The organism is Ruania alba (assembly GCF_900105765.1).
GTDB lineage: Bacteria > Actinomycetota > Actinomycetes > Actinomycetales > Beutenbergiaceae > Ruania > Ruania alba.
Map to the genome: position 1 here is coordinate 284,591 of NZ_FNTX01000002.1, position 21,762 is coordinate 306,352.

Here is a 21,762-nt window from a genome sequence, read left to right on the forward strand (position 1 = left end):
CTGGCGTCGATGGATCCGTCAGGGATCGACGAGGAACTGGTCGTCGTCGGTTGCTGCACCGCGCACAGCCTCGAGCAGCGCGCGGGCCCCCGCCTCGATCCGGGCCCGCGCGTCCTCCCGCTGGTCCAGGGCCACCCGCCCGGCGCGCCCCTCGTGCAGGGCCACCGGGTCGGCCGGGTACCAGCGCAGCGCGTAGGTGATCGTGCCATCGGCTGCCCACTCCAGGCCTGCGAGCACGAGCGGCACCTGCTGCTCGGCCTCCACGGCTACTCCGATGATGCCGCCGTCGGGGTAGGACCACTGCGCACCATAGGCCTCGGTGACCTGCGGCTGGGCGAGGGCGTGGGCGTCGAAGGCATCCGCCTCGGCGTGCAACCAGGCGCGTTCCCCCTCGTCCAGCTCACCCCCACCTGGCCGAGCGCCACCTTGTGCGGCATCTGGCGCCGAATCCGCCGCATGAAGTTGCGTTCGCGCATCGAGTTCGGGCTCGGTCAGGAGACGCACGCCGGGCAGCACCGGGGTGAGCACCCGCACCAGGGCGTCGGGGTGCAGCCACACCTCGGAGTGCACCACCAGGTCCACCCCGGCAGTCGGGTCGGGCTCGAGCAGGTGGCCGGTGGAGGTGCGCACCGTGCCGCCGAGGCGGCGTCCCATCGCGCAGAGCACGTCGACGGCGGCCCGCTCTTGACCCTCCACGCTCCCCTCGGCGAAGGCAGCCAGCAGGCCCCCGACGGCGCGCAGTTCCTCGGGCACAGGCCCGCCCCGTTCTGGGCGGCACGTCAGCAGGTAGGTCTGGTCAGCCCAGTCCGGCAGGCCGAGAGCATCCCGGTCCGCCGCAGTGACCAGGAACGGTCCGGAGAGGTAGGTCTCCTCCGCCAGAGCGAACACATCAGCCTCTACCCACGCCGCCTGCGGGTAGCGGGACAGGGCGAGCGCCTCCACCTCCTCGACGAGCACGTCGTCCGGGACGGCCAGCAGGTGCCGCGAGGCGGCCACGGCCACGTCCAGGGGCGCCGCCCCGGAGAACGAGCCGTCGGGCATGCCCGCCATCTCGACCTAACCCTCCACCCGGGTGCGGTGAAAGTTCACGTGCGAACGGGACGCCGTCGGGCCTCGTTGGCCCTGGTAGCGCGAGCCCTGGGCGCCGGACCCGTACGGGTGCTCGGCGGGGCTGGAGAGACGGAAGTAGCACAGCTGGCCGATCTTCATCCCCGGCCAGAGGGTGATCGGCAGGGTCGCCACGTTGGATAGCTCCAGGGTGACGTGCCCGGAGAATCCGGGATCGATGAACCCTGCCGTGGAGTGGGTGAGCAGGCCGAGGCGGCCAAGGCTGGATTTGCCCTCCAGGCGGGCAGCGACGTCATCCGGCAGCGTGATCAGCTCGTAGGTGGAGCCGAGCACGAACTCGCCCGGGTGCAGCACGAACGACTCGTCGGGCTCGACCTCTACGAGCCGGGTGAGGTCGGGCTGGTCCGCGGCCGGGTCGATCACCGGGTACTTGTGGTTGTCGAAGAGGCGGAAGTAGCGGTCCAGGCGCACGTCAACGCTGGAGGGCTGGATCATGTCCTCATCGAACGGGTCCAGGCCCACCCGTCCGGAGGTCAGCTCGGCTCGGATATCGCGGTCGGAGAGCAGCACGGGCCCACGGTAGCCGACTCGCCCGACCGGCCGAGCCGGTGTGCACCCGCAGTCCACAGATTAGGTATGCTGGGCAACGCTGTGGCCGGGAACGGCCTCATGCGGGTGTAGTTCAATGGTAGAACTTCAGCTTCCCAAGCTGACAGCGCGGGTTCGATTCCCGTCACCCGCTCCGAATATTGGCGCAAGTCAGAGCAGCGATCGGCCTGATCAGCGCTTCCGCGGAAGCGCCCGAACCTCGATGCTGCCAGGCATGTAGGCCACTTGGTGATTCGTCCCGACGGCGAAGGCGGGGGCGCCGCTGAACCGGGTGAGGTACTTGTCCTCCCACCCGATGAAGTGCCCGCCGTGGGCCAGGTGCACCCGGTAGGTGATTCGGTACAGGCGGCGCTCGTTGACCTTCCGGTACTGGAACTTCCGCTCCACCACCACCGCCGGCGCGACCGGTGCGTGCTGGTACGCCGGGTCCAGGGTGTTGTCGATACGACGCTGGCGCCGAATCATGAAGACGATGCCTGCCACCACGAGTCCCACCCAGAGGACGTTCACGGCGACGAGCGCGGCAGGCGAGGCGGACGTCTGGGCGTCGATCATTCCGGACAGCACTCCAGCACCTTAGATGAGTCCGAGGCAGGCGTGGTGGACTCCTCCGTCCACACCGCAGGGGAGAATGGGCCACACACCTGTCCGAGCTCCACGGAAGGCGACGATGCCCCGCACTCTCGCGCCCGGCCAACGGGCCCGCATCCACACCATCGACGTGACCACGGGCACCACTCACCTGGTGCACGAGTCCACCGAGGTGCTCTACGAGGCACCGAACTGGACCCTGGACGGCACCGCACTGATCGTGAACGGCGACGGCACCCTGTTCCGGCTGCCCGTCGACAGCTCCGGCGATCCGGAGCCGATCGAGATCCCCGGCATCCCACCGTTGAACAACGATCATGTGCTCGACCCGGACGGGGCGCACGTGTTCGTCTCCGCCGAGGACGGGCACATCTACCGCGCCCCGCTCACCGGAGGCGAGGCGGACCGCATCACCACCCAGGACGGTCTGCTGCACTTCCTGCACGGGGTGAGTCCCGACGGCGGAACGCTCGCCTACGTGGGTGTGGTCACCGACCCTGGCGGCGCGTGGCATGCGCCGAACCTGTTCACCATCCCAGCCACAGGCGGGGCGAGTGTGCAGCTCACCGAGGATGAGTTCCCCGACGACGGGGCCGAGTTCTCCCCGGACGGGAGGTGGATCTACGTCAACACCGAGCGCCCGCTCGCCGGGCCACCCCGGGCGGCCGGGCACGCACAGCTGGCCCGGATGCACCCCGACGGATCCGGAGCAGAACAGCTCACCCACGACAAGCGGGTGAACTGGTTCCCGCATCCCTCGCCCGACGGCGCCCGGCTCGCCTACGTCTCCTTCCCGCCCGGCACGGTCGGGCATCCGGCCGACCATGACGTCATCATCCGGATGTGCGGACCGCGGGGCGAGGACGTGACCGACCTGGTGAACGTGTTCGGCGGGCAGGGCACAATGAACGTGCCGAGCTGGTCCCCGGACAGCACGCGGATCGCTTACGTGGACTACCCCGTGGGTACCTGAGCGAGGACATTCTCACCACGTCGCCGGCGCCTCAGCCCTCCAGCAGCAGCGCTTCACCCTGCCCGCCCCCACCGCAGAGGGCAACTGCTGACTTCCCGCCGGACGCCGACCGAATGTGGGCAGCGTGGACGGCCAGGCGCGCACCGGAGGCACCGATCGGGTGCCCGAGGGCGATGCCACCGCCGTGCGGGTTCACCACATCCAGGTCCGCTCCGAGCGCAGCCACCGAATGAGCCACCACGGCCCCGAAGGCCTCGTTGATCTCGATGTGGTCCAGCTCGCCGACTCCCCAGCCCTGCCGTTCCAAGGCCGCGACGATCGCCCGCGCAGGCTGGGCGTGCAGGGATGTGTCCGGGCCCGCCACCTGGCCTGCCGCGCGCACAGTGGCGAGCGCGGTCCACCCGCGGTGCTCCGCATGGGCACGCGTGGTCAGGACCAGGGCGGCTGCGCCGTCGGAGATCTGCGAGGCGTTCCCGGCGGTGATGTTGCCGGCGGGGGTGAACGCCGCCTTCAGTGCCGCCAGCGTCTCCACCGTGGTCTCGGGTCGGATGCCCTCGTCACGGTCGACAATCACCTCACCCTTCCGGGTCATCATCGCGACCGCCGCGATCTCCGGGGTGAACACGTCCGACTCCCAGGCCGCGGCCGCCTTCTGGTGTGACCGGGCCGCGATCGCATCCTGGTCGGTGCGGCTCACGTGGAACCGTTCGGCGTCGTAGCGGTCGGTGGACAGGCCCATCGCCTCGTGGTCGAAGGCGTCGGTGAGGCCGTCGTGGGCGGTCACGTCGAGCGCCTGGACCGCGCCGTAGGCCCAGCCCTTCCGGGAGCCGGGCAGCAGGTGCGGGGCGTTCGTCATCGACTCCATCCCGCCGGCCACCACCACCTCGGCCTCCCCGCAGCGCAGCAGCCGGGCGGCGTCGATCACCGCGGTCAGGCCGGAGAGACACACCTTGTTCACCGTGGTGGCGGGCGCCTCCCAGCCGATCCCGGCGCCGATGGCGGCCTGGCGGGCCGGGTTCTGCCCGGCGCCGGCTTGCAGCACCTGCCCCAAGATCACGGTGTCCACCGCGTCCGCGGGGACACCCTGGTCGAGTGCGCCCCGGATCGCCACCGAGCCGAGCTCGGTGGCCGTCAGGGCAGCCAGCTGGCCACGCAACTTGCCCTGCGGGGTGCGCGCCGCACCCACGATCACGACGTCGTCAGCTGCTTCAGTCATGACGGCACCTCCACGTGAGTCAGGTCAGGGTCGACGGCGAGCGTCGGCTCGGTCCGGTCGATCACCTCGTCCGCGGTCACGCCGGGAGCGAGTTCGCGCAGCACCAGCCCGTCGTCGGTGATGTCGACGACGGCGAGGTCGGTGATGATCCGGTTCACCACGGCGCGCCCGGTCAGTGGCAGGGAGCAGTCGCGGACAATCTTTGGTGAGCCGTCCTTGGCGGCGTGCGTCATCAGCACCACCACCCGGCGGGCACCTTGCACCAGGTCCATCCCGCCGCCGGGGCCCTTCACCATCTTCCCGGGGATCATCCAGTTCGCCAGGTCACCGGTGCCGGAGACCTGCATCCCACCGAGGATGGCGACGTCGATCTTGCCGCCGCGGATCATCCCGAAGGACGTGGCGGAGTCGAAGAAGGACGTGCCCGGGAGCGTGGTCACGGTCTCCTTGCCGGCGTTGATCAGGTCCGGGTCCACGTTCTCCTCGCCTGGGTACGGCCCGACGCCGAGGATCCCGTTCTCGGACTGCAGCACCACCTGGTATCCCGCCGGCACGTAGTTCGGTACCAGGGTGGGCAGGCCGATCCCGAGGTTCACGTAGGCGCCGTCGGGCAGTTCCCTGGCGGCGCGGGCGGCCATCTCGTTCCTGCTCAGCGCCATCTCAGGCACCCCCCTCGGTGACAGGCGGAGTGACGGTCCGCTTCTCGATCCGTTTCTCGATATCCGGCCCCACCTCGACCACCCGGTGCACGTACACCCCGGGCAGGTGGATCTGGTCCGGATCCAGCTCACCCGGTTCCACGAGCTGTTCCACCTGGGCGATGCACACCCGACCGGCCATCGCTGCCTGCGGGGTGAAGTTCCGGGCGGACTTGTTGAACACCAGGTTGCCCTGCCGATCCGCGGTGGCGGCATGCACGAGCGCGAAATCGGCATGGATGGCCTCCTCCAGCACGAACTCACGGGGCCCGCTGTCCGTGGGAAAGGTGCGCACCTCCTTGGGTGCCGATGTCTGCGCGAGGCCACCTGCGCCGTCGTACCTCTGCGGCAGCCCTCCCTCGGCCATCTGGGTGCCGGTGCCCGCCCGGGTGAAGAACGCCGCGATGCCCGAGCCGCCGGCGCGCAGGCGCTCCGCCAAGGTGCCCTGCGGGACCAGCTCGACCTCGAGCTCCCCGGAGAGGAACTGCCGCTCGAACTCCTTGTTCTCCCCCACGTAGGAGGCGGTCATCTTACTGATCCGCCCCGCCCCGAGCAGCAGCCCGAGCCCCCAGTCGTCCACCCCGCAGTTGTTCGAGACCACCCGCAGGTCGGTGGTGCCCTGGTCGAGCAGTGCCTGGATCAGCACCGAGGGGATGCCGCACAGTCCGAAACCTCCGACGGCGAGGGTGGCGCCGTCGGGAATGTCCGCCACCGCGTCGGTGGCCGAGGCGACCGTCTTGTCCAGGCCGCGGGAGGTTCGTGTCGTTGTCATGGTCACTTCCTCTCTGACCCATGGTGCGACACGCGGCGACTGTCGGCACCTCAGGGACCGGGCACGGGGGCGGGGTGCGATGCCAAGGGTTGACGCCCCCTCCTCGACACCCGTATCGTTGCGATGCATTCAGAGTTGAATATATACCCAGGAGGCAACGTGGCACGCTGGACGATCGACGAGTTCCCGTGGCTCGAGCGAGATCTCACCGGAGCTCCCGAGGCGCGCGTGATCGTGGACAACGACTTCGCCGGCGACCCCGACGACCTGTATCACGTGGTCCATCACCTGCTGACCCCCTCGGTGGACACCCCGCTGCTGGTCGCCTCGCACCTGGCCGTCGGCGACCGCTGGGACTCGAGCGGGCACTCGGCGGCGAACGCTGCCGCAGTGCTCGGCAGGACGCTCGAGCTCATGGGCCTGGACCCGACCGACCGAGTGGTCACCGGCTCCGAGGTGGCGCTCACCGACCGCACCACACCCCAGGACACCCCGGCCGCCCGGGCGATCGTCGCCGAGGCAATGCGAGACTCCGACACTCCGTTGTATTACGCCGCCGGCGGCGGCCTCACCGACCTCGCCAGCGCCTATCTCCTCGAGCCGCGCATCGCCGATCGACTCACCCTCGTCTGGATCGGCGGTCCCGAGTACGCCGGGCACGCCTTCGCGCCGGAGGGCAAGCTCGACCCCGAGTACAACCTGAACATCGATGTGACCGCGGCACAGGTGCTCTTCAACGACTCGACCATGCCGGTCTGGCAGGTCCCACGGAACATGTACCGGCAGTGCCTGGTCTCGGACACCGAGCTACGACGCCGGGTGAAGACGAAGGGCCCCCTCGGCGAGTACCTCTACCAGACCCTCCGTGACGTGGCCCAGGCCACCGACTCCCTGCGGTCGGAGACCTACGCCCTCGGCGACCAGCCGCTCATCCTGCTCACCGGGCTGCAGTCGTTCTTCCAGCCGGACACCACCTCCAGCGACTACGCGGTACTACCCGCACCACTCGTGCACGACTCCGGCCGGTTCGTCCCCACCCACACCGGGCGCACAATCCGCGTCTACACGCGCATCGACGTCCGGCTCATGTTCGAGGACATGTTCCTCCGCCTCGACGAGTTCTCCGAGTGGCTCCACTCGGACACCCGTCCCTGACCCCGACCGGAGATACCCATGGCTACCACCGTCCGACGCCGCGCACTCGTCGCGGCCGCACTCACCAGCGCTCTCGCCCTGACCGCCTGCAACACCGGCGGAGAAGCCAGCGGGAACGACAATCAGCTCACCATCTGGATGCAGACCAACGAGGACTCCCGTGCCGAGGCGATGGATCTGATGATCAGCGGGTTCCAGGAGACGCACCCCGACGTGGAGATCGTGGTCGAGGAACGGAACACGGACCCGCACAAGGACGCGATGCGCCGCGCGGCCGGCACCGAGGCCGGGCCGGACATCTACTGGTACTGGCGCGGTCCGGGGCTCGGCGGCGAGCTGGTCGACCTCGGCGTCAGCCTCGACCTGACCGAGTACTACGAGGAGTACGGCTGGGACGACCGTTTCACCGAACCGGCACTGGCGAACATCACCCAGTACGGCGGCTACCACGGGGTGCCGTGGTCGGTGCAGGGACAAGGCATCTACTACAACAAGAACCTGTTCGAGCAGGCCGGCATCACCGAGCTGCCGACGAGCTATGACGAGCTCGCGGCGGTCGCCGACCAGCTCGCCGCCGCCGACATCACCCCGATGGCTCTCGGTGGCACCGTGAACTGGCACGTCATGCGCCTGCTGGACAACCTCCTGGAGACCTTCTGCGGCGTCGAGGTTGCCGACCGGCTGAACACCGAGCAGGCCGGCTGGGACTCCGAGGCCTGCGTCACCGAGGCATTCACCGAGCTGCAGACCTGGGGCGAGGACTACCTCAACGAGGGCTACATGGGCGTGGCCCAGGAGGACTCCGCCCAGCTGTTCTTCCAGGGCAATGCCGCGATGACCATCGAAGGCACCTGGTTCAACCAGCAGCTCGTCGACAACGGCATGGACCCCGAGAACGTCGGAGTCTTCCTCTTCCCCACCGACACGAACCGGATCTACGGCTTCGGTGAAGGTCCGTACGTGAACGCGATGAGCGACAACCCAGACCTGGCCGCCGAGTTCCTCGACTACATCACCAGCGCTGAGATCCAGGAGCAGGTCTACCAGGCATGGGGCGCGATCTCGGTGAATCGGGAGGTCGAAGCGGACACCTCGAACCCGCTGAACAGCACCTGGGTGGAGTACTTCGCGAACTCGGAGGGCATCTTCACCAATAACGACCAGAACCTGAGCCTGGAGCAGACCACGGAGTACTGGCGGATCCAGAACTCCGTGCTCACCGGTGACATCTCCCCTGAGGACGCCGGCAGCACGTTCCAGGAGTTCGTGGACAGTTCCTCCTGAGGTGCCGATGACCACGCACACCTCCGCCGCTCCCCAGTCGGCGTCGCACCCCCGCGGCGTCAACCGGGGACGCGGTCTCCGCGCCGTCCCATTCCTGGTGCCCGCGACTCTGCTGTACGTGTACTTCCTCGCGTACCCGATGATCGACTCGGTGCGCCTGTCGTTCTTCGAGTGGTCCGGTTTCCGCACCGAGGAACCGGTCTGGGTGGGTCTGCAGAACTACGTCCGCCTGTTCACCTCGGACCCGGTGTTCTGGACGGCGGCGAAGAACTCCATCATCTGGGTGGCACTCTCACTCGCACTACCAGTGACGCTCGGGCTGGTCATCGCCCTCGGCCTGAACCGGGCGATGCTCGGCCGCAACACGATGCGGGCGGTGATCTACCTGCCGGCCGTGTTCGCACCGATCACGGTGGCCGCCATGTGGCGGTGGATCTACAACCCCACGCTGGGGGCGCTGAACCAGTTCCTCACCGCGATCGGCCTCGAGTCCTGGACGCAGCAGTGGTTGGGGGACCCCACCTTCGCCCTGTACTCGGTCTTCGCCGCGTCGGTGTGGACCGGAGTCGGCTTCACGATGGTGCTCTTCCTCGCCGGACTGCAGCAGGTCCCGCCGGAACTGGTCGATGCCGCGAGGGTCGATGGCGCCGGGCGGTGGCAGGTGTTCCGGAACGTGACGGTGCCGGCGCTGCGCCCCACCACTGCGGTCGTGGTGATCCTGACGATCATCAACTCGCTCAAGGTGTTCGACCTGGTGGTCGGGATGACCGGGGGTGGCCCCGCCCAGTCCACCCAGGTACTCGCCCTGTGGTCCTATACCCAGTCCTTCGCGAACCACACCTTCGGCCTGGGAGGGGCGACGGCGACCGTTCTGCTGGTCATGTCGCTCGCCCTGGTCGTGCCGTACCTGGTGTGGGCGCTGAGAGGAGACGACCGATGACGGCCACGACCGTCGCCCGTCCGACCGGCACGCGCGCACCGGAGGGTCCGCGCCGCCGTCGGCCCACCGACTGGACCGGGGTCGGCCTGTGGGTCTCGCTCGTGATCACCTGCCTGATCTGGGCGATCCCGTTCATCTTCATGTTCCTGACGGCGGTGAAGACGCAGGCGGACGTGAGCACCCGGCCGGTCTGGGCGCTGCCCGAGCTGTGGGCGTGGGGAAACTTCGCCGAGGGCGCCGCGACCGGTGACCTGTGGAACACGGGCCTGAACAGCCTGTTGGTCTCCGTGATCAAGGTGCCACTCGGCCTGCTGCTGGCGGCAGCCGCGGCCTACGTGCTGGGGACCATCCGGTTCCGGCGACACAAGCTGGTGGTGGCGATCTTCGCCGTCGGTTCGATGGTGCCGATCCAGATCGCCCTGGGGCCCTTGTTCAACACGATGCTGAGCCTGGGACTGCTGGACTCGCTCCCCGGCCTGATCCTGCCGTACCTGGCGTTCGGCATCCCGTACCAGATCTTCATGCTCTACGGCTTCTTCCGTGCCATCCCGGACGAGATGATCGAGTCCGCCCGGGTGGACGGTGCCTCGACGTTGCGGATCTTCTGGCAGATCTGCCTGCCGATGGCCAAGCCCGCGCTCGCGGCGCTGTTCATCCTGGACTTCGTGGCCACCTGGAACGAGTACGCCATCGCTGTGACATTGCTGCAGAGCCAGGCCAACTACACGATCCCGCTCGCGGTACAGAACTTCAGCACCCAGTTCTCCACCGACTACGGACAACTGAACGCCTTCATCTTCATGTCAGCCATCCCCGTGCTGATCGTGTACCTGATGTTCCAGCGGTACTTCGTGCAGGGCGCGTTCGCGGGGTCGGTGAAGGGCTGAGCGGAGGCCACCTGTCACCGGCTCCCCTTGTGGACGGCCCGCGACTCCATCGGCAGACCCTTCATAGAGTTGTCGACCATGCCCCCGGCACTGACTCGACTCATCTATGTGGACGATTCCGGGCACCCGAGTCAAGGGCTCGTCGTCTACGGATGGGTCGAGTGCTCACCGGACCGGTGGGCGGACGTGCTCTCGTCCTGGCTCGATACTCGCAAGCGCCTCTGGCGCGAGTACGGGATTCCCGTTTCCCGAGAGCTCCACTCGACGGACTATGTCAACGGCCGCGGCCGGATCTCACGTCGGGTCCCCCGCCGCTATGTCCGTGCCGGGGTCGAGCAGTGGAAGGACTTTGGGCGCGAGGTTGCCCGCGAGTGCCTGGAGACAATCCGTTCCACCGGGGGAATCCGCGTGGGAGCCGTCTGGAGACCGGGGTCACCAGAGGAGCTCACTCGCAATCGCCGAGCGACCTACGAAGCGCTACTCACGAGACTCCAGCACGAGCTGGTCGCCATGGACGCCCTCGCGATGGTGTTCATGGATGGCGACGGGAGCGACCCCACCTACCGCTCGTGCCATCGCGCACTCAGTCTGCAGGACCGACATGTCATCGAGGACGCGGTTCATCTTGACTCGAGGGAATCACGCCTCGTGCAGATGGCCGACCTCGTCGCGTGGAGCGCCATGGCACACGTGGACCGGCACGAGGCCAACATATTCGCGTGGTCGTGGTACCAGACGTATCTCTCTGAGCGAGACCCGTGGCGAGAGCCCCAGCAGGTCTGAAGAGGCCCAGAAACAGCTGGACCCCCTGCTCCACGTGTGTGGGGGGGTCCGCAATTTCACGGTATCACCAGAGGCCGGGCGTTGAACAGGGCTTGTGCACACCGAGCAAGGAAACACATCCTCACCCCCCGAGCAGATACCTCGCCGTCCGGCTGTCCGTGATCAGCACATCCACCCAGCCACCCCGAACGGCACCGCGGATCGCATCCCACTTCCGCTCACCACCGGCCACGCCGACCGTGCGTGGGACGGCTTTCAGCTGCTCGGTGCCGATGCCCACCACCCGGTCGTCCAGGTCACTGACCACCGGCGCCCCATCGGTGTCATAGAACCGCAGACACACATCGCCGACGGCGCCGAGGTCCCGCAACCGGGCCAGCTCCTCCTCGCCCAGCGCATTGCCGGACTCGAGCAGCAGCGGGGAAGGCTGCACGCTCCCGATCCCGGCGAGCACCACGGTGAGGTCGTCCCACGCCTGCACGAGTTCCTGGGCGTAGGGCTCGGCGAGCAGGGCATCGCGCAGCGCCGGGCCCGCCACGATGCCGGGTGCCGGCAGGTACCGCGGGACGGCCTTGGTCACCCGGGCGAGCCGGTCCGCGAGCTGGGTGGCCTGCACCTGCACGTTCGGCCGGCCCACCCCGCCGAGGACCTGGACCACATCGGTCGCCGCGCGGGTGTTGCGGGGAGTCATCGCCTCCACCGTCGCCAGCAACGTGGACGACCACGAGGAGATGCCCACCCGGTCCTTACCGGTCAGCGTCGTCTCCAGGTACCCCGCCGCCGCAGATCCCAGCGCCGAGAGCAGACCGGTCTCGGTCTCGTCGACGTCGGCGATCACCACATCCGCGAGCCCGAAGGCGTCCTTGAGCTCCTGCTCCAGCGCGGCATGCACCCCCGCCGGCGGCACCACGATCGTGCGCACCACCCCGATCTGCACGGCTTCCTTCAGCAACCGGGACACCCGGGACTGGCTGATGTGCAGACGCTCGGCGATCTCCGGCTGCAGCACCCCCTGCTCGTGATACATGAGGGCGACCTTGGTCAGCAGCGAGAGGCGCTCTGACGCGGGCTGGGTCACCGTGGGCATGCAGACAGGCTAGTCGACACCGAATAGCGCGTCTTGCGCGATCCGCCCGGCTGCCACGGCGTCGTGCCTGGCCTGCGCCTGTGCCAGCGCGTCCATGTCGAGCCGGTCGAGCCCTCGCTCCACCCGCTTCAGGAAGTCGATCGCCCAGGTGGCCGCCTGCACGCTGTCCTCCCGGAACGGGAACTGGTCGAGCTGCCAGACGCCCTCCCAGCCGTTGCGGCGCAGCACGTGGAAGAACTCGAACAGCTCGATCGGGTGCACGGACCCGGCGATCATGTCGTCGTCCCAGCCGCGCAGGTTGTCGTTGACGTCCATCCCGAACAGCCGCCCGTAGTCGATCGCCAGCTGTGCCGCGTCGGCCGGCGACTCCCCGCCGAAGAGTGCGTGCCCGAAGTCGAGCAGGATTCCGACGTTCGGCAGCCCGATCTTCTCGATCCCCAGCAGGGTGCGGGCCACCGAGTCAAAGCTCATGTGCACCCGCGGCTCGCGCGGCTTGTACTCGATCACGAACTTCAGGTCCGGGTTCTCCTGCGCGAGCTGACCCACGCCGTCGAGGGAGTTCTTCCACAGGGCGCCGTGGTCCACCTGGAAGGGGTAGTCCCAGCCGTCCTGACCGGGCCAGAGCTTGACGTAGTCGGCGCCGAAGTGGCGCACCACGCCGGCAGCCTCGGTGCACAGCTCGTGGGCGAGGCGGCGCACGCCCGGGTCGGGGTTGGTGAAGGAGCCCTTGGCGAACACGCGGGTGTAGATCTCCGGGGTGATGCCGATGACGTCGAGCCCCGCCTGCTCCAGCCCGGCGCCGATCTGCTCGTTGCTGAAGTCGCCCCCGAAGAAGGGGTAGTTCAGGTCCACCACGGACAGGTCGGGCACCTGGCCGGCCAACGCAATGGCGTCCAGGATGGTGCGCGGCTCGCCGTAGCCGTCGGTGGCGTACCGGTCCACGTAGGTGGCGAAGTGCCAGATGCCGGCACCGTATCGCTGAGTCATGAGGGGTCCTCTTCTCTCGCCTTGGTCACTGCGTCAGTCCTCGTGCCCGCCCGACGGCGGCCGCCCACCTCTGTCTGCGGGCGTCCGCCCGCGTGGGGTCGAGCCGGGGGGTGAAGATGTCGGGGCCTCCCTGACCCGCGGGCGCGGGCGGTGCGTCGGCCCACAATCCCGCCACGTCCCCGGCCAGGTGCGCGGCGCCAAGGGCGGACAGGTCACTCACCCGCGCCCGGTGCACCTGCCGACCGGAGAGGTCGGCCTGGTGCTGCATCAGCCAGTCGTTCCCGGAGCCGCCGCCGTCGGCGAGCACGGTGGTCACGGGTGTGCCGGCGCCGGCGACCGCCGCCAGCACATCCTCGATCTGCAGTACGACGGCGTCCACAGCAGCCCGGGCGACCTCGGCGCGCCCGGTGCCCAGCGTCATTCCGGTGAGGGCGGCCTGGGCTGCGGTGTCCCACCAGGGCGCTCCCAGGCCGGAGAAAGCGGGCACCAGATCGACTCCACCGTCGGATGCGTCGGCGGCCAGGGTGGCCAGGTCGGGCACACTCACCCCCAGCAGCTCGGCTGCCCATACGAGGGTGGCTCCCGAGGCGAGGATGTTGCCCTCCAGGGCGAGCTGCGCCGTCGGGCCTCGTTGCCAGGCGAGGGTGCGCACCAGCCCTTCCGACGGCGGAGCCTCCTCGGCCAGGGCCATCACCGAGGAGCCGGTGCCGTAGGTGACCTTCACCTCGCCGGGGCGGCGGGCGCCGTGCCCGTAGAGGCTGGCGTGGGAGTCGCCGAGTACGGCGGTCAGGGGTGCGGTGATCCCGCCCCAGTCGGCGCTGGCGGCCGGTTCGTCGGAGGCCACCACGCGCGGCAGCGCATCGGCCGGGATGGCGAAGCGGTCGAGCAGTTCGGGTGCCCAGTCGGCGGTGGCCAGGTCGAGCAGCTGGGTGCGGCTGGCGTTGCCGGCCTCGATGCGGTGCTCGCCGGAGATGCGGGTGACGATCCAGGAGTCCACGGTGCCCAGGCAGATCTCACCGGCGCGGGCTCGGCTGCGATCCGGGTCCACCCGGTCCAGCAGCCAGGCGAACTTCAGTGCGGAGAACATCGGGTCCACGGGGAGGCCGGTGATCTCCTGGACGCGTGCGGCGTCGGCGGCATCGACGGCGTTCGCGGCGTCGCTGGTGCGCCGGTCCTGCCAGCCGAGGACCGGTCCGAGGGGTTCGCCGGTGCGGCGGTCCCAGACCAGTGCGGACTCGCGTTGGGTGCTCAGGCCGACGCTTGCCACCGCACCGCTGGTGTCGACGGCCGCGTCGGTCAGGGCGTCCCGGACGGCGGTGTGCACACTGGCGAGCAGCTCCCCGGCGTCCTGCTCCACCCATCCCGGATGGGGGTGGGCCAGGGAGACGGGCACGCTCGCCCGCCCCACCACCAGGCCGCGCGGATCCACCACCAGCGCCTTCGTGGCGCTGGTGCCCTGGTCCACACTGACCACGAGCGGTTCAGGCACGGGCGATCCCCGCTTTCGCGGCTTCGGCGAGGTGCTCGGGATCGAGGCCGAAGTGGGTGAGCAGCGCGTTCGTGCTGCCGGTCGGAGCGAGCTCGTGCAGGCCGAGGATCTCCACCGGGACCCGCTGCCCTGCGGGCAATCCGGCGACCACGCTGGCCACGGCGGCCCCGAGTCCGCCGGAGACGTTCGCCTCCTCGGCGGTGACGATCGCGCGCGTCTGCGCGGCGGCTGAGTGCACCGCCTCCGTGTCGAACGGTGCGAGCCAGGAGGCGTTCAGCACCCGCGCGGTGACACCATCGGCTGCGAGTGCATCGGCGGCCTGGAGGGCGCGGGAGACCATGGTGCCGGCGGCGATGATCGTGACGTCCGTGCCGTCCCGCAGCTGCTGGAACCGGCCCCGCTCGAGGGCGGTGGACTCGGGCAGGTCGGGCACCTTGTGCCGCCCGACCCGCATGAACGTCGGGCGCGGTTCGGCGGCGAGCATCCGCACCGCCTCCCGGGTCTGTGCGCGGTCGGCGGGAAGCACGATGTCCAGCCCGGGCAGGGCGCGCAGCCAGGATAGGTCTTCCACGGAGTGGTGTGTAGGTCCGAGCTCGCCGTAGGCCATCCCTGGGCTCATTCCGCACAGGATCACCGGGTGCTGGGAGTAGGCCACGTCCGCCTTGATCTGCTCCAGGGACCGGCCGGCGAGGAAGGGCGCGGCGGCGCACACGAACGGCACGAAGCCCATACTCGCAAGCCCGGCGCCCACGCCCACCATGTTCTGCTCGGCGATCCCGACATTGATCAGCCGGTCCGGGAAGCGTTCGCGGAACTCCACCAGATTGCTTGAGCCGACCGAGTCGTTGCACACGGCCACCACTCGAGGGTCGGCCGCTGCGAGCGCCATGAGCTCCTCGGCAAACGCCTTGCGGTTGTCGTGCACGGGGGCTGCGACGTCGACGGCGGTCATGCTGTGCTCCTTTCGCCTGCCCACTGCGGCGCCTCACTCCGGTGTACCTCGTCCCTCGGCACCCCTACGCGGGGGCTCCTCGCGGTCATGCTGTCGCCCCGTCGCCTGCTAGCTCCAGGAGGGCCTGCCCGGCCTGCTCGTCAGTCGGCACCTTGTGGTGCCACTCGACCCGGTCTTCCATGAAGCTGATTCCTTTGCCCTTGATCGTGTTGGCGATGACGGCGACCGGCCGGCCCGTGGTGGACGGTGCGTATGCCGCCATCAGCGCCAGGTGGTCGTGCCCGTCCACGGACCGCACCTCACACCCGAAGGCGCTGAGCCGTGCGTCCAGCGGGTCGAGCGCGTTCGTGTCCTCGGTGCGCGCGCCCTGCTGCAGCCGGTTCCGGTCGACCACCAGCGTGAGGTTCTTGAGGCCGAAGTGCGCGGCGGCCATGAGTGCCTCCCAGTTGCTGCCCTCTTGCAGTTCCCCGTCCCCGACCACCACGAACACTCGAGCCGCCGAACCGGACAGCTGCGCCCCGATCGCCTGCCCGACGGCAACCGGCAGACCGTGCCCGAGCGGCCCGGTGTTCGTCTCGACCCCGGGGACCTTCACCCGGTTGGGATGACCGTTCAGCGCGGATCCCTCGGCCATGAAGGTGTCCAGCTCCTTCGGGGAGAAGTAGCCGCAGGAGGCGAGGGTGGCATACAGGGCGGCGGCACAGTGGCCCTTGCTGAGGATGAACCGGTCCCGGCCCTCCGGCAGGTCGCCCGGGTCGATCCGCAACGTGCCGTAGAACAACGTGGTGAGGATGTCGGTCACCGACATGTCCCCGCCCACGTGTCCCTGGCCCGCGGTCATGATCATCTGCACCACACGGCGTCGAGTGGCCTGTGCTCGACCGGCCAGCGAGGCGGCCTTCTCGGCGGGCTCGGCCGCAGCGATGCGATCGCGCTCGGCGCGCCAGATCTGCACCTGCTCGAGGTCCGTCGTCAGCATCTCCGCATATCCATTCAATAGTGATCTTGTGTGCATTCACCATGGCACGGCTGCGTGACGGCGTCAAGATCCGCGGTCCCGACCGCCCCAGAGAATCGAACGCCAATCCGGTTGACGACGTGGAAGATCGCCCAGATCGCGTCATCGCAGATTTGCTATACCCTTCCCGCCACCCTCCAGCCACGAACAACCCGGCCCACCGACCCGTTTCCCGGTCCCGACGCCTGACGCCGCACCCAAGGCCACGATGGTGCGGATCGGGTGTGCCCCCACGGTCCGGACCCACACCACAAGCACAGAGGCTCCACACCACAAGGGGTAGCGGCCCCGGCCCACCTCGCGCCGTAGCATGGCGTCATGCCGGAGGACTTCCTGATCGCCCGGAACCCCGAGGAAGGCAGCACACTGCCGTACCTCCTGCGGATCCCACTGGGCGAGCACGGGATCGTGCTCAAGGCGCGCGAGGTCTGGCCGCGCACCGGGAAGGTCTACTGCCATCGCGCGGTCGGGTGGCCGAGCGAACCGGAGATCGTGGAGGCCGTTCCCGTGCGTTCGTGCCGGCGCCGGGGCGCAGCGATCGATCTCGTGCTGGACCGCTCCCGGGAGAACCGCAGCCAGTTCGTACTCACCCGGATCAAGGGCGGCCGGGAAGCAGTGTTCTGGCAGACCGCACGCACAGCGAAGCAGGCGCGCCCCACCGTCGCCATCCCCACGGCCAGGGCGAGCGGCCTGGCCGAGCTGGAGATCGTCGTCGACAGCCACGAGCGATACGCATGGAAGTTCAGCCACCAACAAGCCACGACCCGGGCGGGCGCCATTGGCCGCGGGTGACTATGCCGTCGAGCTCGACGGCACCGTCATCGCCTCGGTGGAACGCAAGAGCCTGCCCGACCTCGTCAGCACGCTCACCACCGGCAAGATGCGCTACCTCGCGGCCGACCTCAGCGACCTGCCACGCGCCGCGATCGTGGTGGAGGACCGGTACTCCCAGGTGTTCGCGCTCGAGCACGTGCGGCCATCGGTCGTGGCCGAAGCCGTGGCCGAACACCACGCCCGGTTCCCCCAGGTCGCGATCATGTTCTGCGAGACCCGGGCGCTCGCCCAGGAATGGACCTACCGGTTCCTCGCCGCCGCATTGGCCGAGGTGGCGGGGGAGAACATCGGCGCGGAGCAAGCCAGCTGGGCAATGTTGTGGCCGGTTTCGGGCTGAAAAGCGACCACAACGTTGCCCCACTCTCAGGGGCCGCGCGGCGACACCTCACCTGCTAGCGAGCGGCCCTGCGCTACGGCGAACTCGACCTCTCCGTGGGCAAGCGGCGGCGCTGCCAGGAGCCGAGGATGTGGTCGCGCATGGCCTCGCGGGCACGGCGCTCGTCGCCGGCGTCGATCGCGTCCACGACCGCTTGGTGCTCCGCGAGGGTGAGCTCGAAGGCATGCGTCGGGTCCAGGCCGGTGTACCGATCACTGTGCACCGCGTGCAGGATCAGGGCCCGGGCGATGTTCGCCGCCAGGGCATTGCTGGAGAGGTCCATCACCGCGAGGTGGAACTGGACATCCGCATCGCGGAAGCCGCGCGAGTCCGCGACCGAGCTGGTCATCTCCTCGATCCGCTCCCGCAGGACGGTTCGCGCCCCGTCATCGACGACCGCCGCGGCGTCACCGGCCATCTCGGCCTCCAGGGCACTGCGCACGATGCTGAGGTCGTCGAGCACACCCAGAGTGCGATCATTGCTGATCATCGTCGACAGCACCAGCGGATCCAGGACGTTCCAGCTGGTGATCGGCAGGACGTGCGTACCACGCCCCTGCGCGACCGTGATCATGCCCTTCTCCTGCAGACGCTTCATCGTCTCCCGGATCACGGTGCGGCTGACCCCGAACTCGGCGGTCAGCTCCCCCTCCGTCGGCAGGATCTGCCCCGACCCGTACTCGCCGGTCACGATCGCCTGGACGAACTCGCGCAGCACTGTGGCTCCGACTCGCTCGATCGGGCGCCGGGTACGTGCAGGAGCCGCCGGCTCTGAGGAGGACATACGGACCAATCTACTGACTGCGGATTCCGCGCGGGCATCGGACACACCAAACAACAGACATATGATGTATGCTACCGGAACGATCTCACCTCGAGGATGATATGAAGATCACCGGTTATCGCACCCTCCGAACGACCCACCACTGGGGCAGACCCGTCGGCGATGTCAACGGGTACATCGCCTCCGGTGTCACCGACGTTCCCATCGTGATCGTCGAGACCGACGAGGGTGTCGAGGGTGTGGGCACCGGGTCCCACGCCGACCTCGACCGGCTCTTCCCTGCCCTCGAGGGTCAGGACCCTCGCGCCGTCTCGACGCTCTACGACACGATGCTCGCGCGAGTTTTCAAGACCTCGCACGGCGGAGCGACCTTCGGCGGTATCGGCACGCTGGACACCGCCCTGTGGGACATCAAGGCCAAGCTCGCCGAGGAACCCCTGTGGCGCCTGCTCGGTGCCGGCGACCGGTTCGTGCACGGGTATGCCTCAGGCCTCGACGCCGCACTCACCGACGACCAGCTCGCCACCCTCTACCGTTCGTTCGCCGAGCGGGGCTACAACGCGGCGAAGCTCAAGGGGGCCGCAGCCTCAGCGACGACCTGCGGCGCTTCGCGCTGATCACCGACACCCTCAGCACCGGACGCACCACCCCGGCGCTGATGCTCGACGCCAACGAGTCCTGGAACGTCAAGCAGGCCGTGCGATACGTCAGCGCCCTCGAGGAGCACATCGACCTGACCTGGGTGGAGGAGCCACTGCGCCGCTGGGACACGGTGGGGCACGCCCGCCTGAGCCAGTCGATCAAGGCCGCGGTGGCCACCGGGGAGAACCTCACCGGGCTCGAGTGGTACCGGCCCCTGCTGGACGCGGGTGGCGCCGACATCGTCCAAGCGGGAGCGGTCTGGGGGATCACGCACATGCTGCGGGTCGCGATGGCCGCCCACAGCCGCGACCTGGCGATCAGTCCGGTCGGCCTCACCGCGAACTACGCCGTCGCAGCGGCGGCAGCGGCCGTGCCCAACCACCTCTCCTCCGAGGTGCAGGACCTCGGCAGTCCGGTCGGGTTGACGGTCGCGCAGGAGTTCGTCGACGGCGGCATCGTCCTGGGTGAGGCGCCCGGGGCGGGGATCACGGTCGACGAGACAGCCATTCGCGCCGCCCGTACCTCCGAGGGGTGGCAGGAGCCGGGCGGACCGCACGTGCGGCCACAACGCAGCGGGCTACGCATCGTCGACGGCGGATTGTGGGGAGAGTGATGGAGCAACGACCAGGTCTGCACCGGATCCAAGCACCACTGGGTGAGCGGTTCGTCGCCCTCTACCTGCTCACCGGACCACGAGGAGCCCTGCTCTTCGACACCGGTGTGGAGGAGTCGGTCTCGGGCACGCTCAAGCCCTATCTCGGCGAGATCGGTCTGGACCCGGCCGAGATCCGCTGGGTGATCAGCTCTCACTGCGACTTCGACCACACGGGCGGCAACGGCGCCCTCCGCGAGCTGGCACCGGACGCACAGTTCCTGGCCGGTCGCGCCGACGTCCCGATGACCGAGGACCTCGACCTCCTCATCACCGGTCGATACGGCGAGTTCGCCGCACCGGATGGTTTCGACGACCCGCCCGAGGCCACCCGCGAGATCCGCCGCAGCACCCGGCTCGTCACCGTGGATCAGCCCCTCGACGGCGGCGAGGTGTTCGACCTGGGTGGCGGCCGCCGGGTCGAGGTGATCTCCGCCCCGGGCCACTCCCCGGGCCACCTCGCCCTGTGGGACCCGACCAACAACGCCCTCCTCATCTCCGACGCCGTCCTGGGCGAGAGTGTCCTGACGGCGCAGGGTGAGCCGATCTTCCCACCCACCTATCGCGACACGGTCGCCTACACCGACACCATCACCCGTCTGCGCGCCTACGATGCCGACCTGCTGCTGACGGCGCACTACCCGGTCTACGAGGGGGACGAGGTCGCAGCCTTCCTGCACCGATCGGCCGCCTACGTGGACCGGATCGACGCGGTGGTGGAGCAGCAGCTGGGTGCCGGGGAGGAGCTCACTTCGCTCGAGCTCATCCGTCGCTGCGCCCCGCACCTCGGCCCGTGGACCGAAGCCGCTGCCGAGTATCTGATCTTCCCGATGACCGGCAACCTGGAACGACTCGTGGCCGCCGGGCGCCTACGCGAAGGCACCCGGGACGGCGTGCGCACCTGGAGGTGGACCACATGACGGTTCGGCTCGGGGCGATCGGTGCCGGCTGGTGGGCGACCAGCAATCACTTCCCGATCTTTGCGGCGCGTGAGGATGTCGAACTCGTCGGTGTCTGCGGCAAAGGGCCCGGCCTGGCCCAGGCACGAGAGACATTCGGCTTCGGCTTTGCCACGGAGGATGCCGACGAGCTGCTGGCCGCCGATATCGACGCCGTGGTCATCTCCACCCCGCACGACCTGCACCACCGGTTCGCGGCAGCTGCCCTGGACCGAGGGCTGCACGTGCTGTGCGAGAAGCCGATGACGCTGAATGCGGCGCACGCCTGGGATCTCGCCGAGCGGGCCGAACGTGCCGGAACCATCTTCCTCGTCCCGTACGGCTGGAACTACAAGCCGTTCACCGCGGCCGCCAAGAGAATCCTCGACGCCGGAGACATCGGCGAGATCCAGTACGTGCTGTGCCACATGGCCTCCCCCACCAGAGGGCTGTTCGGTTCGGACCCCACCCACATGCTCGAGCGGTGGAGTTCACAGACCGCACCCGACCCGAGCACCTGGGCTGACCCCGCCCACGGCGGTGGGTACGCGCACGGACAGATCACCCACTCCTCGGCCCTGCTGTTCTGGCTGACCGGCTTGCGTGCCGCCTCGGTGACAGGTCGTGTGACCGGGCCAGGGGCCGCCGTCGACCTGTTCGATGCGGCCGTGGTGCAGTTCGACGGCGGTGCCCTGGGCACCGTCTCGGGTGCCGCCACGCTCGCCGACGGCGACAAGTACCAGCTGGACATTCGCCTGTTCGGTTCCGAGGGGGTGCTGATGATCGACGTCGAGCGGGAGCGTGTCTCACTCAGCCGGTACGACGGGCGCCGCGAGGAGATCCCGATCGCCCCGGACGAGGGCGACTACGAGTGCCTGCTCCCCCCGGCACGTTTCATCGACCTGATCACCGGCTCCAGTACCGAGAACAATTCCGACGCCCACGTGGCTGCCCGGTCGGTCGAGCTGATCGAGTCGCTGCTGCGCTCGGCCGCCGCGGGCGGCGTCGACACCACTGTCCACTGACC

The 21,762-nt window shown here is 69.0% G+C and carries 24 protein-coding genes and 1 tRNA gene; 13 read left to right on the top strand and 12 right to left on the bottom strand.

From position 1 onward, the window contains the following. Nucleotides 1–18: 18 nt before the first annotated feature. Together BLU77_RS11835 and dcd are read right to left on the bottom strand one after the other, a co-directional pair. Nucleotides 19–1,050: a hypothetical protein gene (locus BLU77_RS11835; protein WP_089773355.1), complete on the bottom strand. Its 1,032-nt coding sequence runs from the start codon at nucleotides 1,048–1,050 to the stop codon at nucleotides 19–21. Nucleotides 1,051–1,056: 6 nt separating this feature from the next. Continuing rightward, nucleotides 1,057–1,638: a dCTP deaminase gene (gene dcd / locus BLU77_RS11840; protein WP_089773356.1), complete on the bottom strand. Its 582-nt coding sequence runs from the start codon at nucleotides 1,636–1,638 to the stop codon at nucleotides 1,057–1,059. A 101-nt stretch (nucleotides 1,639–1,739) separates the two neighbouring features. Between dcd and BLU77_RS11845 the strand changes: the two genes are divergently transcribed. Further along, nucleotides 1,740–1,810 (top strand) — tRNA-Gly (locus BLU77_RS11845). Between the two features lie 38 nt (nucleotides 1,811–1,848). On the opposite strand, the gene BLU77_RS11850 is transcribed toward BLU77_RS11845, so the two are convergent. After that, complete coding sequence (locus tag BLU77_RS11850; protein ID WP_089773357.1) at nucleotides 1,849–2,244, bottom strand: DUF3592 domain-containing protein; 396 nt, start codon at nucleotides 2,242–2,244, stop codon at nucleotides 1,849–1,851. Nucleotides 2,245–2,347: 103 nt separating this feature from the next. Here BLU77_RS11850 and BLU77_RS11855 point away from each other — a divergent pair, with 103 nt between their 5' ends. Then, a complete protein-coding gene (locus BLU77_RS11855) occupies nucleotides 2,348–3,241 on the top strand; it encodes a TolB family protein (protein WP_089773358.1) in 894 nt (297 codons plus the stop codon). 31 nt (nucleotides 3,242–3,272) lie between these two features. On the opposite strand, the gene BLU77_RS11860 is transcribed toward BLU77_RS11855, so the two are convergent. Genes BLU77_RS11860 through BLU77_RS11870 form a run of 3 tightly spaced genes read right to left on the bottom strand, consistent with a single transcriptional unit; the run spans nucleotide 3,273 to nucleotide 5,927 of the window. Then, nucleotides 3,273–4,457 carry an acetyl-CoA C-acyltransferase gene (locus tag BLU77_RS11860; RefSeq protein ID WP_089773359.1) on the bottom strand — a complete coding sequence of 395 codons (1,185 nt, stop codon included), beginning with the start codon at nucleotides 4,455–4,457 and terminating at the stop codon, nucleotides 3,273–3,275. Then, nucleotides 4,454–5,116: a CoA transferase subunit B gene (locus BLU77_RS11865; protein ID WP_089773360.1), complete on the bottom strand. Its 663-nt coding sequence runs from the start codon at nucleotides 5,114–5,116 to the stop codon at nucleotides 4,454–4,456. The genes BLU77_RS11860 and BLU77_RS11865 overlap by 4 nt, the downstream gene beginning before the upstream one ends. A gap of 1 nt (nucleotide 5,117) precedes the next feature. Next, on the bottom strand, nucleotides 5,118–5,927 hold the full coding sequence (locus BLU77_RS11870) for a CoA transferase subunit A (RefSeq protein ID WP_089773361.1): 810 nt from the start codon (nucleotides 5,925–5,927) through the stop codon (nucleotides 5,118–5,120). Nucleotides 5,928–6,086: 159 nt separating this feature from the next. On the opposite strand from BLU77_RS11870, the gene BLU77_RS11875 reads away from it, so the two are divergent. The 5 genes from BLU77_RS11875 to BLU77_RS21780 all read left to right on the top strand — a co-directional run bounded on the left by BLU77_RS11875 (nucleotide 6,087) and on the right by BLU77_RS21780 (nucleotide 10,976). Beyond that, the gene (locus BLU77_RS11875; RefSeq protein WP_217632433.1) at nucleotides 6,087–7,082 is read left to right on the top strand and encodes a nucleoside hydrolase; all 996 of its coding nucleotides are present in this window, start codon (nucleotides 6,087–6,089) and stop codon (nucleotides 7,080–7,082) included. A gap of 18 nt (nucleotides 7,083–7,100) precedes the next feature. After that, nucleotides 7,101–8,366 (top strand): extracellular solute-binding protein, encoded by a 1,266-nt coding sequence (locus BLU77_RS11880; RefSeq protein WP_089773363.1) that lies wholly within the window; start codon nucleotides 7,101–7,103, stop codon nucleotides 8,364–8,366. Nucleotides 8,367–8,373: 7 nt separating this feature from the next. Beyond that, nucleotides 8,374–9,306, top strand: a complete 933-nt coding sequence (locus BLU77_RS11885) for a carbohydrate ABC transporter permease (protein WP_089773364.1) — start codon at nucleotides 8,374–8,376, stop codon at nucleotides 9,304–9,306. Then, nucleotides 9,303–10,193 (top strand): carbohydrate ABC transporter permease, encoded by an 891-nt coding sequence (locus tag BLU77_RS11890; RefSeq protein ID WP_089773365.1) that lies wholly within the window; start codon nucleotides 9,303–9,305, stop codon nucleotides 10,191–10,193. The genes BLU77_RS11885 and BLU77_RS11890 overlap by 4 nt, the downstream gene beginning before the upstream one ends. Nucleotides 10,194–10,271: 78 nt before the next feature. Beyond that, entirely contained in the window at nucleotides 10,272–10,976 is a 705-nt protein-coding gene (locus tag BLU77_RS21780) for a DUF3800 domain-containing protein (protein ID WP_139177749.1), read from the top strand. A 121-nt stretch (nucleotides 10,977–11,097) separates the two neighbouring features. Here BLU77_RS21780 and BLU77_RS11900 read toward each other — a convergent pair whose 3' ends face one another. From BLU77_RS11900 to BLU77_RS11920, 5 genes are all read right to left on the bottom strand, one after another. After that, a complete protein-coding gene (locus BLU77_RS11900) occupies nucleotides 11,098–12,063 on the bottom strand; it encodes a sugar-binding transcriptional regulator (RefSeq protein WP_089773366.1) in 966 nt (321 codons plus the stop codon). A 9-nt stretch (nucleotides 12,064–12,072) separates the two neighbouring features. After that, nucleotides 12,073–13,050: a sugar phosphate isomerase/epimerase family protein gene (locus tag BLU77_RS11905; RefSeq protein ID WP_089773367.1), complete on the bottom strand. Its 978-nt coding sequence runs from the start codon at nucleotides 13,048–13,050 to the stop codon at nucleotides 12,073–12,075. 25 nt (nucleotides 13,051–13,075) lie between these two features. Further along, a complete protein-coding gene (locus tag BLU77_RS11910; protein WP_089773368.1) occupies nucleotides 13,076–14,539 on the bottom strand; it encodes an FGGY family carbohydrate kinase in 1,464 nt (487 codons plus the stop codon). Next, nucleotides 14,532–15,491 carry a transketolase family protein gene (locus BLU77_RS11915; protein ID WP_089773369.1) on the bottom strand — a complete coding sequence of 320 codons (960 nt, stop codon included), beginning with the start codon at nucleotides 15,489–15,491 and terminating at the stop codon, nucleotides 14,532–14,534. Before BLU77_RS11915 ends, BLU77_RS11910 begins: the two co-directional genes overlap by 8 nt. 85 nt (nucleotides 15,492–15,576) lie before the next feature. Next, nucleotides 15,577–16,470, bottom strand: a complete 894-nt coding sequence (locus BLU77_RS11920) for a transketolase (RefSeq protein WP_089773370.1) — start codon at nucleotides 16,468–16,470, stop codon at nucleotides 15,577–15,579. A gap of 357 nt (nucleotides 16,471–16,827) precedes the next feature. Here BLU77_RS11920 and BLU77_RS22110 point away from each other — a divergent pair, with 357 nt between their 5' ends. Together BLU77_RS22110 and BLU77_RS22115 are read left to right on the top strand one after the other, a co-directional pair. Further along, nucleotides 16,828–17,301 carry a hypothetical protein gene (locus BLU77_RS22110; RefSeq protein WP_175477074.1) on the top strand — a complete coding sequence of 158 codons (474 nt, stop codon included), beginning with the start codon at nucleotides 16,828–16,830 and terminating at the stop codon, nucleotides 17,299–17,301. After that, a complete protein-coding gene (locus tag BLU77_RS22115; protein WP_175477075.1) occupies nucleotides 17,288–17,680 on the top strand; it encodes an ERCC4 domain-containing protein in 393 nt (130 codons plus the stop codon). Before BLU77_RS22110 ends, BLU77_RS22115 begins: the two co-directional genes overlap by 14 nt. A 73-nt stretch (nucleotides 17,681–17,753) precedes the next feature. On the opposite strand, the gene BLU77_RS11930 is transcribed toward BLU77_RS22115, so the two are convergent. Further along, nucleotides 17,754–18,503: a FadR/GntR family transcriptional regulator gene (locus BLU77_RS11930; protein WP_089773371.1), complete on the bottom strand. Its 750-nt coding sequence runs from the start codon at nucleotides 18,501–18,503 to the stop codon at nucleotides 17,754–17,756. Nucleotides 18,504–18,604: 101 nt separating this feature from the next. Here BLU77_RS11930 and BLU77_RS22655 point away from each other — a divergent pair, with 101 nt between their 5' ends. From BLU77_RS22655 to BLU77_RS22370, 4 genes are read left to right on the top strand one after another with little or no spacing between them, the layout of a single operon-like run. After that, complete coding sequence (locus BLU77_RS22655; protein WP_245708831.1) at nucleotides 18,605–19,120, top strand: enolase-like domain-containing protein; 516 nt, start codon at nucleotides 18,605–18,607, stop codon at nucleotides 19,118–19,120. Continuing rightward, a complete protein-coding gene (locus BLU77_RS22660) occupies nucleotides 19,120–19,758 on the top strand; it encodes an enolase C-terminal domain-like protein (RefSeq protein WP_245708997.1) in 639 nt (212 codons plus the stop codon). The genes BLU77_RS22655 and BLU77_RS22660 overlap by 1 nt, the downstream gene beginning before the upstream one ends. Further along, on the top strand, nucleotides 19,758–20,717 hold the full coding sequence (locus BLU77_RS11940) for an MBL fold metallo-hydrolase (RefSeq protein WP_089773372.1): 960 nt from the start codon (nucleotides 19,758–19,760) through the stop codon (nucleotides 20,715–20,717). The genes BLU77_RS22660 and BLU77_RS11940 overlap by 1 nt, the downstream gene beginning before the upstream one ends. Further along, nucleotides 20,714–21,760 carry a Gfo/Idh/MocA family protein gene (locus BLU77_RS22370; RefSeq protein ID WP_089773373.1) on the top strand — a complete coding sequence of 349 codons (1,047 nt, stop codon included), beginning with the start codon at nucleotides 20,714–20,716 and terminating at the stop codon, nucleotides 21,758–21,760. Before BLU77_RS11940 ends, BLU77_RS22370 begins: the two co-directional genes overlap by 4 nt. Nucleotides 21,761–21,762: the final 2 nt, after the last annotated feature.

Bases quoted from the DNA above. Each gene is read 5' to 3' on its own strand.
- BLU77_RS11920 (WP_089773370.1), bottom strand. From the start codon at position 16,470: ATGCTGACGACGGACCTCGAGCAGGTGCAGATCTGGCGCGCCGAGCGC.
- BLU77_RS11915 (WP_089773369.1), bottom strand. From the start codon at position 15,491: ATGACCGCCGTCGACGTCGCAGCCCCCGTGCACGACAACCGCAAGGCG.
- BLU77_RS11930 (WP_089773371.1), bottom strand. From the start codon at position 18,503: ATGTCCTCCTCAGAGCCGGCGGCTCCTGCACGTACCCGGCGCCCGATC.
- BLU77_RS11880 (WP_089773363.1), top strand. From the start codon at position 7,101: ATGGCTACCACCGTCCGACGCCGCGCACTCGTCGCGGCCGCACTCACC.
- BLU77_RS11855 (WP_089773358.1), top strand. From the start codon at position 2,348: ATGCCCCGCACTCTCGCGCCCGGCCAACGGGCCCGCATCCACACCATC.
- BLU77_RS11835 (WP_089773355.1), bottom strand. From the start codon at position 1,050: ATGGCGGGCATGCCCGACGGCTCGTTCTCCGGGGCGGCGCCCCTGGAC.
- BLU77_RS11890 (WP_089773365.1), top strand. From the start codon at position 9,303: ATGACGGCCACGACCGTCGCCCGTCCGACCGGCACGCGCGCACCGGAG.
- BLU77_RS11900 (WP_089773366.1), bottom strand. From the start codon at position 12,063: ATGCCCACGGTGACCCAGCCCGCGTCAGAGCGCCTCTCGCTGCTGACC.
- BLU77_RS21780 (WP_139177749.1), top strand. From the start codon at position 10,272: ATGCCCCCGGCACTGACTCGACTCATCTATGTGGACGATTCCGGGCAC.
- BLU77_RS11860 (WP_089773359.1), bottom strand. From the start codon at position 4,457: ATGACTGAAGCAGCTGACGACGTCGTGATCGTGGGTGCGGCGCGCACC.
- BLU77_RS11865 (WP_089773360.1), bottom strand. From the start codon at position 5,116: ATGGCGCTGAGCAGGAACGAGATGGCCGCCCGCGCCGCCAGGGAACTG.
- BLU77_RS22370 (WP_089773373.1), top strand. From the start codon at position 20,714: ATGACGGTTCGGCTCGGGGCGATCGGTGCCGGCTGGTGGGCGACCAGC.
- BLU77_RS11905 (WP_089773367.1), bottom strand. From the start codon at position 13,050: ATGACTCAGCGATACGGTGCCGGCATCTGGCACTTCGCCACCTACGTG.
- BLU77_RS22655 (WP_245708831.1), top strand. From the start codon at position 18,605: ATGAAGATCACCGGTTATCGCACCCTCCGAACGACCCACCACTGGGGC.
- BLU77_RS11940 (WP_089773372.1), top strand. From the start codon at position 19,758: ATGGAGCAACGACCAGGTCTGCACCGGATCCAAGCACCACTGGGTGAG.
- BLU77_RS11870 (WP_089773361.1), bottom strand. From the start codon at position 5,927: ATGACAACGACACGAACCTCCCGCGGCCTGGACAAGACGGTCGCCTCG.
- BLU77_RS22110 (WP_175477074.1), top strand. From the start codon at position 16,828: ATGCCGGAGGACTTCCTGATCGCCCGGAACCCCGAGGAAGGCAGCACA.
- BLU77_RS11885 (WP_089773364.1), top strand. From the start codon at position 8,374: ATGACCACGCACACCTCCGCCGCTCCCCAGTCGGCGTCGCACCCCCGC.